Below are 12,266 nucleotides of genomic sequence, written 5' to 3' on the forward strand. Positions count from 1 at the left end.
GCGATGAAAAACCCCGCCAGCGACATCGTGGTCGACGTGAAGGACCTGTCGACCTGGTTCGACACCGGCAAGCAGGTGATCAAGGCCGTCGAAGGCATGAACCTCACCTTGCGGCGCGGGCGTACCCATTGCATCGTGGGCGAAAGCGGCAGCGGCAAGAGCATCACCGCGCGCTCGATCCTCAATATCGTTCCCAAGCCCGGCCGCATCATCAAGGGGCAGGTGCTGCTGCATGGCGCAGGCGGAACGGGGGGCATTGTCGATCTCGCTTCCCTCCATCCCAAGGGACGCCAGATCCGCTCGATCCGCGGGCGCGACATCAGCATGATCTTCCAGGAGCCGATGTCGAGCCTGAGCCCGGTCCATACGATCGGCCAGCAGATCATCGAGACCATCCGCCTGCATCGCCGCGTCGGCAAGCAGGAGGCGCGCGAGCGCGCCATCGAGGTCCTGGCGCAGGTCAGGATCCCTCGGCCCGAGCGCAGCATCGACAGCTATCCGTTCGAATTCTCGGGCGGCATGCGCCAGCGCGCCATGACGGCGATGGCGCTGGTCTGCGAGCCCAAGCTCGTCATCGCCGATGAGCCGACGACGGCGCTCGATGTCACGACGCAGGCCGAGATCCTCGACCTGATGAAGAGCCTGCAGCAGCGCCACGGCATGGCGCTGATGTTCATCACCCATGACATGGGCGTGGTCGCCGAGATCGCCGATGACGTGACCGTCATGTATATGGGCGAGGTGGTCGAGCACGGGCCGGTCAAGGATATCTTCTTCGCGCCGAAGCATCCCTATACGCAGCGGCTCCTCGCCTCGGTGCGGGCGCTGGAGAAGCGCTCGCATCGCGCCGGCTCGGCGGCGAAGCTCCGGAGCGACGATGCCATTCTTGAGGTCTCCAGCCTCAGCATGAGCTTCTCGGCACGGCGCAGCCTGTTCAGCCGCAAGCCCAAGGAGCCGCCGGTCAAGGCGCTCGACGATGTGAGCTTCACGCTGAAACGCGGCGAGGTTCTGGGCATCGTGGGCGAGAGCGGCTCCGGCAAGACGACGCTCGGGCGCTGCATCCTACGCATCCTCGATCCAAGCTCGGGCAGCATCCGCTTCACCGGCCGCGATGGTGCTGTGGCTGATCTCGCAGCGCTGCCCCGGCGAGCGGTCAAGCCCTATTGGGGCAGGATGCGAATGATCTTCCAGGACCCGTTCTCCTCGCTCAATCCGCGCATGACCGTCTTCCAGGTCATTGCCGAGCCCTTGCTCAATCACGGCATGCGCGACCGGCGGGCGCTCGAGACCGAGGTGGTCTCGCTGCTCGAGCGGGTCGGCCTCACGCGCGATGCCATGTGGCGCTATCCGCATGCCTTCAGCGGCGGCCAGCGCCAGCGCATCGGCATCGCCCGCACCATTGCGCTGAAGCCGGAGCTCATCGTCGCCGATGAGGCCACTTCCGCGCTTGACGTGTCGCTGCGCGCCCATATGCTCGACCTCCTGCTGGGCCTGTGCCGTGAATTCGAGATGAGCTTCATCTTCATCAGCCACGACATCGGCGTGATCCGCTATATGTGCGACCGGGTGGCGGTCATGCATCGCGGCCGCATCGTCGAGATCGGCGATGCCGATGCGATCTGCGATGCGCCGAGCCATCCCTATACGCGCTCGCTCATCTCGGCTATTCCCAAGCCCGACCCGAATCTGCGCGGCAAGAGCCAGCGCATCCGTTATGTGAGCGAGGTGGACGGCTGATGACAGGTGCTAACAAGCCCAAGGTCGACTGCGTGCTCGATATCAGGGCCGATCTCGGCGAATGCCCGGTGTGGTGCGCGGAGGAGCGCGCGCTCTACTGGATCGACATCTATGTGGGACGGCTCAACCGATTCGATCCGGCTTCCGGCAAGAACCAGGTATGGACCTTGCCGGAAGCCATCGGCTCCTTCGCGCTCGCGACCGACGGCAGCGCGCTGGTGGCGCTCAAATCGGGATTGTGGCGCTATGATCTCAAGACCGGGAAGCTGACGGCGCTGGCGAAGCCGGAAGCGCACTTACGCAACAACCGGCTGAATGACGGGCGTTGCGACCGGCAGGGGCGCTTCTGGGTGGGCAGCATGGAGGATCCGGTCAATCCGGCCGGGCCCAAGGGCTCGCTCTACCGCTTCGGTGCCGATCGGCGCTGCGTCCAGGCCGTCGACGGGCTCTACGTCGCCAACGGGCTCGCTTTCAGCCCGGATGGCAGGACGCTCTATCATTCCGACAGCTTCAAGGCGGTGCGCACCATCTGGGCGTGGGATCTCGATATCGATGACGGCACGATCGGCAACCGCCGCGTCTTCGTCGATACGCAGGGCATGCCGGGACGGCCCGATGGCGGCGCCGTCGATGCCGATGGCTGCTACTGGATGGCCGGCAATGACGGCTGGGAGATCGTACGCTTCACGCCCAGGGGCGAGGTCGACCGGCGCATCGCGCTGCCGGTCGCCAAGCCGAGCATGCTGGCCTTTGGCGGGCCTAAGCTCGATGTCATCTATGTGACCTCGATCCGCCCCTCATCGGGCCTCAGGGACCAGCCCATGGCGGGAAGCCTGTTCGCGGTCGAGGCCGGCGTCACCGGCCTGCCGGAGCCGCGCTACAAGGGCTGAAGCGGACATTTCAGTGAAGAACACGAAGCGAATCCAATTCATATCGAGGAAGTTGATATGATTCAGGACCAGTGCGAGAATGGCGCATGCGCTTCTCGCCCAGCGATCTCAGATCCCTCACCGTGTTCCGCGCACTCGTCGAGCATGGCGGCTTTCTCGGCACCCAGCTGGCGCTCGGCATGAGCCAGTCGACGGTGAGCTTCCATTTGCGCGCGCTCGAGGAACGTCTCGGCTTCGAATTATGCCGGCGCGGCCGCAAGGGTTTCGTCCTCACCGAGCGCGGGCGGGCCGTCTATGACGGATCAAAGGCGCTGGTCGCCTCGATCTCGGCCTTCGAGGGCGTGCTGGGCGAGCTGCATGACAAGCTCGTCGGCACGTTGCGGGTGGGCATGGTCGACAACACCATCACCGATCCGCGTTTCTCCTTCGCCGGCGTCATCCGCCATTGCGTGCGCAGCTCACCCGATGTCGACATCCAGCTCACCGTCGCCGCTCCCGATGCGCTGGTGAGCCAGGTCGCAACCGGAGGGCTCGATCTCGTGGTCATCCCCGAGCTCGACATGCCGGAAGGCTTTACGCAAACGCGTTTCCATGAGGAACTGCATTCGCTCTATTGCGGCCATCTGCATCCGCTGTTCAAAGGCGAGGCGGGCCGGGGGCAGATCGAGGGCCACGCTTTCGTCGTCAGGCCCTATGCCAATAATCGCGAGCTCAAGCATTTCCGCAAGGCAAGAGTGCGGGCCTATGCGACCAGCATGGAGGCGCAGGCCACCTTCATCCTGAGCGGCGAGTTCATCGGCTATCTGCCCGAGCACTATGCCGAGCACTGGATCAGGCTCGGCCAGATGCGCGCCCTCATGTCGCCGCAGACGCGCATCCTGCGGCCCTTCGTCATCGTGACCAAGAGCGATATGCCGAGCTCGCCCTTGCAGCGCCTGTTCATCCGCGAGCTCACGGCGCGCGGCCGGCAGGTCGGCAAGGGCCCTGCGGCGGCAAAGTCGGGCCGGCGCAATCAGATCGATAAATTCGATATGATCTGAACCAAATCCAGCTTTTTCAGATGATGCGGCCATGCGAAGGAATGCGGGAAGAGGAGCACATCATGGCACAGAGCGATCTCATGACCTTACCCGCCCGCAAGGGCCGGGCCTGCCGGCTCATCAAGGGCCAGGCGATCAAGATCATCAACACGCATGGCCATCAGGTCGTCGATACCTGGGCGTTCAGCGCCGAGGACCTGCATGAATTCATGTCGATGGAGCATATGCGCCCGACCATCGGCACGATTTTTCCGCGCAAGGGACATCATCTCCACACCAACCGGCGGCGCTCCATCCTCCATTTCGAGGAGGACACGTCGCCCGGCATCCATGACACGCTGATGGCCGCCTGCGACGACTACCGCTACGGTCTCCTCGGCTGCACCGAATATCACGACAACTGCACCGACAATCTGATGGCCGGCATGCGCCAGATCGGGCTCACGCCGCCGGAAGTGCCGCAGCCGCTCAATCTGTGGATGAACATTCCGGTGGCCAAGGACGGCTCGACCGGCTGGGGCGAGCCCGTCTCGAAAGCAGGCGACTATGTGGTGCTCAGGGCGCAGATGGATTGCGTCGTCGCCATGTCGGCTTGCCCGCAGGACATGCTGCCGATCAACAAGGGCAAGCCGGTCGAGGCGCATTACCAGATACTGGGCTGAGGTCCTTCTTCCATCATGCGCCGGGATGCCGGCGTCGATAGGCCTCTGCCGCGGCGGGATCGATGGTCCGCCCGGTGAAGGAGAGATAGTAGCTCTCGAGATAGTCCAGACGCTCGGCCAGCGTTTCCTTCACCTCGAGCGCGTAATAGCCGATCTGGGTGAAATAGATGACGCGGGCGCGGATGAAGGCTTCCTTCCGCGCGAAGCCCGAGCGGCAATAAAAATCGCAGATCGCCTGGATGCGCTTCGCATCGGCCTTGGCCACCGCCCTGTGGATGGCCTTGTCGCGGCGCGCCCATTCGCGGATCGCCAGATCGAGGCGCGGGTCGAAGAGCTCCGGATCGATCCAGGCATCGAACAAGGCAAGGACGCCCTGGGTGAGATCATCCAGGCCATCGAAGGCCGAAACCACGGCCCTGGTGTTCTTGCGCCCCCAGAATTCGACGATGGCAGCGAGGAGGTCGTCGCGGCCGGTGAAATGCCAGTAGAAGCTGCCGCGCGTCACCTCAAGCTCGTCGGCGAGTCGCGTAATGCGCACCGAGCCGACGCCCTCATCGATGAAAAGGCGGATCGCCGCCGCCAGCCAATCGGCGCGCGTCAGGGATGCGGATGTGCTCCCCGCCACAGTGGCCAACAGCGCCTGGTCATCCATCGCGGCCCTTCCATACACTAGTGTATTGATATATACATGACTGTATGGAAGAGGCAAGTCCGCCGGAAAGCGATGCGAGGGCCGCGAAAATCGTGCCTTTCGCCGGCCTGTCCTTCATCCCGCGCGCCGAAGGCGGCGATGCCGCCTGGCTCGCCGAGATCAGCGGCACCAAGGAAGATTCGGAGCTCGGAACGGGCTTCGCCCGCCTGCGCAACGCCAGGCTCGCCTGGACGGTGAAATATGATGAGGTGCTGATCGTGCTCGAGGGTGAGATCAGGGTAGAGGTGGACGGCAAAGCGCTGGTCGCGGGCCCGCGCGATGCGATCTGGCTGCCCGCCGGCAGTGCCGTCATCTATGAAGCCGAGGACGCGCTGGTGATCTATGCCATCCATCCGGCCGACTGGCACAGAAGCATGAGCGAGGCCGGTCGACCATGACCGCGATCACCCGTCTTCCGCAGGACGACAACAGCAATGGCTGGAGCGCCATCCTGCCCGAAAGGCGGCCCAGGCCTGCGCTCACAGGACACAAGGATGCCGACTGGGTCGTCGTCGGCGCGGGCTATGCCGGGCTCGCTGCGGCCCGGCGCCTCGCCGACAACCGGCCACAGGACACGATCCTCCTCATCGAGGCCCATGCGGCCGGCGAGAATGCGTCGGGGCGCAATTCGGGCTTCGGCATCGATCTGCCGCATAATGTCGGAAGTGCCCATGACGAGCTCGAAGGCTCCCGGCGCTTCATGCGGCTGGCGCGCACCGCGCTCGATTATCTCGGCAAGCAGGTCCATGACCACCGCATCGACTGCGACTGGAGCAAAGCCGGGAAATATCATGCGGCTGTCTCGCCAGAGGGCGTGAAGACCATCGTCGAGCCCTTCGCGCGCGAGCTCGAGGCGCTGAAGGAGCCCCTGACCTGGATCGAGGGCGCGCAGCTTGCGGCGCGGCTCGGCACGCCGCATTTCACCGCCGCCGTCTATACGCCGGGCTGCATCCTGATGAATCCGGCGGCTCTCACCCGCGGGCTGGCCGACAGCCTGCCCGCCAATGTCACGCTGCATGAGAGGAGCCCGGTCATCGATGCCGATCTTGGCGGCGATATGGTCAGGCTCACGACGCCCGAGGGAACCATTCGCGCGGCGAAGCTGATCCTCGCCGTCAACGGCTATGCGCCGGCTTTCGGCTTCTTCTCAGGCCGGCTTCTGCCTTTCGCCGCGCATGCGAGCCTTACCCGCAGGCTCGATGACGAGGAGCATGCGCGCCTCGGCAATATCGCCGACTGGGGCCTCACCCCGGCCAATGCCTTTGCCGGCATCACCATGCGCTTCACGCACGACCGGCGCATCCTGATCCGCCAGAACATCCATTATTGCCCGTCCATGCGCCAGTCGGATGAGCGCCGCCGGCAGATCGCGCAGGATCATCTGCGGCTGTTCCGCCAGCGCTTCCCCAGCCTGCCGCATGTCACGATGGAGCACACCTGGACCGGCTTCGTGTGCCTCACGCGCAATGGCGCGCCGGGCTTCGGCAAGTTGGCACCCAATATCTGGTCGACCGTCGGCTGCAACGCGGTGGGCGTCACCAAGGCGACGATCGCCGGCCTCCTCGCCGCCGATCTCGCTTGCGGGCATGACAATCCGCTGATTGCCGATATGGAAGCGCTCGGCAAGCCCAGCACCCTGCCGCCCCGACCCTTTCTCGATATCGGCGTCGAAGCGCGCATGGCCTGGGAACTATGGCAGGCGCGGGCGGAAAGATAGTCACCGCCGGCAGGCGATGAAGACCGTGAATTTCCGGGCCTTGTCGGCGATGGCCGGCAGATCGAGGGCTGCCGTCTCGTTCACCGTTTCATAGGGGATCGAATGGGCATCGAGAAAATTCAGGCCGACATTGGCCTTGATCGAGAAATTGACATTCTGCGGCAAGCTGCCGCTCGCCTCGATGGCAGCGAGGTCATTCAGCTTGCCATTCACGATGCCGACGACGGCGCCGCTATTGTCCATCAACGGACCGCCGCTATTGCCGGGCTGGACCGGGGCCGAAATCTGCAACAGACGCACATCGTCGGACAATCCGGCCAATGAGGTGACATTGCCGCTGACGATGTTTCCGGAAGCGCTCAGCGTCCCGGCGAGCGGAAAGCCATAAGCGGCAATGGTTTCGCCGGCACGCATCGAGCGGGTGCGGAAGCGCGCGATTTCGTCGTCTGCTGCCGTCGCTTCCATCTTGAGCACCGCAAGATCATTGGTGATGTCGGTGCGCAGCAGCTCGACCGGCCGCGCAATGTCGCCCGTGCGCGACACGCTGATCGACGTGCAGCCCTGCACGACATGCTGGTTGGTCAGGATGTGCCCGCTTTTCGAAACGATGAAGCCGGTGCCCGAGCTGCTGCGCGGCTCGCTCTCGGCCTTGCCATTGGCGGCGGATGGCTTGGCTTTCGCAGCGGTCTTGGTCCTGGGCTTGACTGGAGCGGGAGCCGCCGGCTTTTCCGCGACCTTGCCCTTTTCCGCATCGGTGACGATCTTCACGCATTGCGACAAGGTGGAGACGAGGCGCGCCGTGCCGGTCAGCTTGAAGCTGTAGCTGCGCTGCGCGATGCTGATGTCCATGACGCGGCTGCGCCGAAACAGCGCGACCTGGGCCGGATCGCTCGCCATGTCCCACAGGACAAGCCCGCCCAGCGACTCCATATAGGCCTCGGTCGAGAACCACTGTCCCTCATCGAAGCGATAACCGAGGCGGATTTCCCCCCTGCGCAAATTCCATCTGGTGCTGCTGAAACCCAGGGCCCATCTATAATCGCGAAAGACGATGACGTGGAAATCGACACCGCCTTCATATCTGCCCGTGGCCATGCAATTGTCGAACCGGCCGGTCTCGGTATCGCCATAGACGGCCGCCTCCCAGCCCGCGACATCGAAATCGTGCAGTTTCACCAGCTCCGCGGCGGCCGGCATGCTACCAAGCCACAAGCCAAGAAGAACTATAATGAGACGCGCCATCCCGGATCTCCCGACGTAAGGAGACTAAGTGAGAAACCCGATCAATGCAAATCAAAGCTAGAATCGTTCGATTGCACAACCTAACATGGTGTCGATCCAGGAGATGACATGAAGCTGCAGCTCTTCCGCAATGCGACGCTCAAGCTCGACTATGCCGGCAGGACGATCCTCATCGATCCCTATCTGGCGCCGAAGCACAGCCTGCCGTCCTATACCGGGCGCTCGCCCAATCCGATGGTCGACCTGCCGGCGAGCATCGAGAGCATCCTCGCCGGCGTCGAGCTGGTGGTGGTCTCGCATCTTCACTCCGATCATTTCGACAAGGTCGCCAAGGAGGTGGTGCCGAAGCATCTGCCGCTCATCTGCCGGCCGGGCGATGAGGCCACGATCCTCGCCGCCGGTTTCACCGATGTCAGGCCCTTGCTCGATGTCTTCGACTGGAACGGGCTGGTCTTCACCCGCCATGAGGGCAGTCACGGCGTAGGGCCGGTGGTCAAGAAGATGGGCTCGGTCATGGGCTTCACGCTGGCGGCGCAAGGCGAGCCCAAGGTCTATTGGGCGGGCGACACGGTGCTCTATCCGCCGGTCGTCAAGACCATCGCGGAGACGAAGCCCGATATCATCGTCACCCATTCCTGCGGCGCCAAATGGGACGGCGATCTCATCGTAATGGATGCCGAGCAGACTATCGCCACCGCCGAGCTTGCGCCAAAATCGCGCATCGTCGCCGTCCATATGGAAGCGCTCGATCACGCGACGACGACGCGCGCCGACCTCAGGCGTGAAGCGGATGCCCGCAAGATCGCCAGCGAGCGTCTCATCATTCCCGATGATGGCGAGATGCTAACGCTCTGATCGACTGCCTCGCCTGGGTGGCGCGCCCGATCGTTCAGGCGGGACGGAGACTCAGGTCTCCGAGTGAAAAAGGCCGGAATCCCCACAGAGATCCCGGCCTTCCCTCAAGAATGAGGAAGCTTACTGCTTCAGCAGGTCCGCCACCGGGATGGCTTCGCTGATCGTCCATTCATCGATGACCTTGGGCTTGCCGCCCATCGTCTCGACGATGAGATAGCGGCCCTTGTTCTGGTGATGGATCTCGCTGGTGAAGGTGCGCGGACCGAACAAGGTCGACTCATCCTTCATCTTCTCGAGCTCCGCCACCACGGCGTCGGCATCGGTCGACTTCGCCCGTTCCACCGCCTTGGCCCACACATCGATGAGCACATAGCCCGGATAGACATACTGGCTCGACGGATCGCCGCCGGTCACTTCCTTGTACTTCTTGTTGAACTCGTTGACGGCCGGATTGGGGTCATCGCCATAGATCGAGCCCTGCACCGGCACGATGAAGTCGGAGAGATCGGGCACCGCCGACAGCCAGTAGCTGCCGTCCATGCCCGAGCCGTTGAGGATCGGCGCCTTGATGCCGGCGGCGCGGATCTGCTTCACGGCCGAAACGGCGCCCGGCATCATGGTGCACAGCATGATCGCGTCGGGCTCCTGCGGCAGCGCCTTGATGCGGCTGATCTGGGTGGCGATCGAGGCGTCCTCGTTCTTGAAGGTGTCGCTGCCGACGAGCTTGGCGTCCTTCAGCTTGGGCAGCTGCCAGTCGAAGCCGTCGCAGATGCCCTTGTTGTAGACCGTCCAGGTGTCGAGCAGACGATAGAAGTTGCGCGCATTGCGCTTGTTGTAGGCCCATTCCGCCATGGTGGCGCCCTGCACGGCCGCGAGCACCGAGGCCGAGAAGGAATGCGGCCCGACGCCCGGTATGCCGGCCTTGATCGACTCGGCGCACAGGAAGAACGAAACCTTGCCCGCGGCTTCGGCGGCCAGCGCCGCCGGCGAGCCGAAATCGTAGTCGCAGGACACGATGACGAGCTCGGCTCCCTTGTCGAGCACCTCGAGACCGGCCTTCGCACCTTCGGCGCGGTCGGTCTTGGTGTCGGCGGTGACGACCTTGATCTGCTTGCCGAGCAAGCCGCCCGCCTTGTTGATCTCATCGATGCGGATCATGGCCGCATCCTGCGCCGGCTTGTCATAGGCCTGCATGAAGCCCGATTCGGCCGTGGCGAAACCGACGACAATGTCGTCGGCCAGTGCCGGACCTGACGCGATCAGCGCGCCAAGAGCGGCCGCCAATCCCAGCGCGCGTCCCGGCGAAGTGAAGCTTCGCCGAAGAGGATTCGCGCCAAACAATGTGGTCTTCAACTTACTCATGTGTCTCCTCCTTATGATTTCTCAACGCACGTCCAGTAGACTCGATCATGCCCCATTCTTCGAAACGGCCACTTCGCCCGCCGTCGACGGCTTGCTCGCCCAAGGCCCGAAACGCCAGACGATCTCGCGGCCGCGCGTCAGCCCGGCCGGCCTGAACATCAAGATGATGATCATCACCAGGCCGATGGTGATCTCCTGCAGGCCGTTGGGGATGGATAAGGTGGCGCCGCCAAGGTCGATGCCCTTCTCGAGCCAGCGCAGGATCTGGATGATGGTCGAGATCACGATGACGCCGATGACGGCGCCCGACAGGCTGTTCATGCCGCCGACCACCAGCATCGACAAGGTGATGAAGGTGAGGCCCAGATAGAAGGCATCGGGATTGACCACGCCGAGGAAGTGCCCGTAGAGCGCGCCGGCGACGCCGATGGTGAAGGCCGAGATGACGAAGGCGATGAGCCTTTCGCGCACGATGTCGATGCCGGAAGCGGCCGCCGCCGTCGCCTCGTCGCGGCCGGCGCGCAGGGCGAGCCCTGAGCGCGAGATCTGATAGAGATAGGCGATGATGACGACCAGGATGGCGCCGCCCAGCGCCGTCCATATCCCGGTATAGAAGGGGATGCCGACGATCGAGCCGGTGCCCCCGGTCACCGAATCCCAGTTGGAATAGACGACATTGATCACGGCCAGCATGGCGAAGGTGGCGATCGAGGCGGCGATGCCGGCGAGGCGCATCATGATGCGCCCGACGACAAGTGCGAAGATGGCGGCGAGGAGGCCGGCCAAAGCGGCCGAGAGGAAGATCGGCAGTTGCGCCTGGGCCAGGAAGTCGGGGAGGCCCTGGAGGGTAACAGCCTTCATCGCCGGCGGGATGGTGAACCAGGCGGCGGCATAGGCGCCGATGCACATGAAGCCGATATGGCCGAAGCTGATGACGCCGGAATTGCCGACGAAGATATAGAGGCCGGCCACCAGCATCACGCGGATGAACATCTCGACGACGGTGCGGCTGAAGGGGCCGGAGCCCACGAGCTTGGCGATGACCGCGATCAGGATCAGGATCACGATCAGGATGATCGGGGTCGAGATGGTGCGGACGAGGAGAGAGCTGCGCTGGGTCACGGTCATACTCTCTGCTTTGCCGATTTGGGAGCGAACAGGCCTTGCGGCCGCCAGATGAGGCAGGCGATCACCGCGCCATAGACGAAGGCGTCGCGGAAGGGGCGGGCATCGAGCGGCAGGATGACCTGCATCAGGACGCTGACGCCGCCGATGAGAAAGCCTGCGATCACCGCACCCGGCAGACTGCCCAATCCGCCGATCACGGTGGCGATGAAGGCGACCAGCATGACCGAGACGCCCATCTGGATGTCGGCGGTGCCCGATTGGGTGGCGAGGATGAGGCCGATGGCGGCGGCAAGCATGCCCGATATGGCGAAGGCCAGCATGATGACGCGGTTCGCCTTGACGCCGAGCATGCGCGCCATGGTGAAGTTCTCGGCGGCGGCGCGCATTTCCAGGCCGAAGCGGGTACGCTTCAGGAAGGCGGTGAGGCCGAGAAGGATCAGGATGGTGATGACAATGGTGATGACCTGCAGCAGCGGGATGCGGGCGCCGGCGACCTCGACCGGCAGGCTCAGATTGGACCACAGGTCGATCGACTTCGGCCGGCTGGAGAACAGCATGAGCAGGAAGTGCTTGAGCACGAAGCCGAGCGCGAAGGAGGCGATCATCATCGTGGCCGGATTGGCGTTACGGAAGCGGCGGAAGACGAGGATCTCGGAAAGAACGGAAAGCCCGGCGCCGATGGCGAGGATGAGCGGAATCAGGATGAAGGTCGGCAGGTTGCCGGCGAAGACCACGGCTGCCGCGTCGATCGACGGCCACAGCATGGCGAAGACGCAGAAGGAGATGTAGTCGCCATGGGCGAAGTTGACCAGCCGCATGACGCCGAAAATGAGCGCGATGCCGAGCGCGCCAATGGCATAGAGGCTGCCGAGGCTCAGCGCATCGAAGATGATCTGGAGGATGGCGGTCATCCGGGTACCTTAGACCGCGAGCTCTTCACCC

The 12,266-nt window shown here is 63.9% G+C and carries 12 protein-coding genes; 7 read left to right on the top strand and 5 right to left on the bottom strand.

What is annotated here, in order from left to right; all coding sequences use genetic code 11:
- Positions 1 to 3: 3 nt before the first annotated feature.
- The 4 genes from DT068_RS02225 to DT068_RS02240 all read left to right on the top strand — a co-directional run bounded on the left by DT068_RS02225 (position 4) and on the right by DT068_RS02240 (position 4,329).
- Entirely contained in the window at positions 4 to 1,737 is a 1,734-nt protein-coding gene (locus DT068_RS02225; RefSeq protein WP_119388306.1) for an ABC transporter ATP-binding protein, read from the top strand.
- Complete coding sequence (locus DT068_RS02230; RefSeq protein WP_119388125.1) at positions 1,737 to 2,627, top strand: SMP-30/gluconolactonase/LRE family protein; 891 nt, start codon at positions 1,737 to 1,739, stop codon at positions 2,625 to 2,627. The genes DT068_RS02225 and DT068_RS02230 overlap by 1 nt, the downstream gene beginning before the upstream one ends.
- Positions 2,628 to 2,713: 86 nt before the next feature.
- Complete coding sequence (locus DT068_RS02235) at positions 2,714 to 3,667, top strand: LysR family transcriptional regulator (protein ID WP_119388126.1); 954 nt, start codon at positions 2,714 to 2,716, stop codon at positions 3,665 to 3,667.
- A 62-nt stretch (positions 3,668 to 3,729) separates the two neighbouring features.
- Positions 3,730 to 4,329 (top strand): DUF1989 domain-containing protein, encoded by a 600-nt coding sequence (locus tag DT068_RS02240; protein ID WP_119388307.1) that lies wholly within the window; start codon positions 3,730 to 3,732, stop codon positions 4,327 to 4,329.
- Positions 4,330 to 4,342: 13 nt separating this feature from the next.
- On the opposite strand, the gene DT068_RS02245 is transcribed toward DT068_RS02240, so the two are convergent.
- The gene (locus tag DT068_RS02245; RefSeq protein WP_119388127.1) at positions 4,343 to 4,981 is read right to left on the bottom strand and encodes a TetR/AcrR family transcriptional regulator; all 639 of its coding nucleotides are present in this window, start codon (positions 4,979 to 4,981) and stop codon (positions 4,343 to 4,345) included.
- A gap of 44 nt (positions 4,982 to 5,025) precedes the next feature.
- Here DT068_RS02245 and DT068_RS02250 point away from each other — a divergent pair, with 44 nt between their 5' ends.
- On the top strand, positions 5,026 to 5,418 hold the full coding sequence (locus DT068_RS02250; protein WP_368904369.1) for a EutQ-related cupin domain-containing protein: 393 nt from the start codon (positions 5,026 to 5,028) through the stop codon (positions 5,416 to 5,418).
- Complete coding sequence (locus DT068_RS02255) at positions 5,415 to 6,737, top strand: NAD(P)/FAD-dependent oxidoreductase (RefSeq protein ID WP_119388128.1); 1,323 nt, start codon at positions 5,415 to 5,417, stop codon at positions 6,735 to 6,737. Before DT068_RS02250 ends, DT068_RS02255 begins: the two co-directional genes overlap by 4 nt.
- Here DT068_RS02255 and DT068_RS02260 read toward each other — a convergent pair whose 3' ends face one another.
- Positions 6,738 to 7,934, bottom strand: coding sequence for a S1C family serine protease (locus DT068_RS02260; RefSeq protein ID WP_162913960.1), 1,197 nt, complete (start codon positions 7,932 to 7,934; stop codon positions 6,738 to 6,740). It lies immediately after the preceding gene.
- Positions 7,935 to 8,087: 153 nt separating this feature from the next.
- Here DT068_RS02260 and DT068_RS02265 point away from each other — a divergent pair, with 153 nt between their 5' ends.
- Positions 8,088 to 8,834: an MBL fold metallo-hydrolase gene (locus DT068_RS02265; RefSeq protein WP_119388130.1), complete on the top strand. Its 747-nt coding sequence runs from the start codon at positions 8,088 to 8,090 to the stop codon at positions 8,832 to 8,834.
- A gap of 120 nt (positions 8,835 to 8,954) precedes the next feature.
- Here the strand turns inward: DT068_RS02265 and DT068_RS02270 are convergent, their stop codons facing one another.
- From DT068_RS02270 to DT068_RS02280, 3 genes are read right to left on the bottom strand one after another with little or no spacing between them, the layout of a single operon-like run.
- A complete protein-coding gene (locus DT068_RS02270) occupies positions 8,955 to 10,196 on the bottom strand; it encodes an ABC transporter substrate-binding protein (protein WP_119388131.1) in 1,242 nt (413 codons plus the stop codon).
- A gap of 45 nt (positions 10,197 to 10,241) precedes the next feature.
- Positions 10,242 to 11,324 carry a branched-chain amino acid ABC transporter permease gene (locus DT068_RS02275; protein ID WP_119388132.1) on the bottom strand — a complete coding sequence of 361 codons (1,083 nt, stop codon included), beginning with the start codon at positions 11,322 to 11,324 and terminating at the stop codon, positions 10,242 to 10,244.
- The gene (locus tag DT068_RS02280; protein ID WP_162913961.1) at positions 11,321 to 12,235 is read right to left on the bottom strand and encodes a branched-chain amino acid ABC transporter permease; all 915 of its coding nucleotides are present in this window, start codon (positions 12,233 to 12,235) and stop codon (positions 11,321 to 11,323) included. The genes DT068_RS02275 and DT068_RS02280 overlap by 4 nt, the downstream gene beginning before the upstream one ends.
- Positions 12,236 to 12,266: the final 31 nt, after the last annotated feature.

The sequence above is a fragment of the Taklimakanibacter lacteus genome (genome assembly GCA_003576695.1).
Lineage (GTDB): Bacteria > Pseudomonadota > Alphaproteobacteria > Rhizobiales > Aestuariivirgaceae > Taklimakanibacter > Taklimakanibacter lacteus.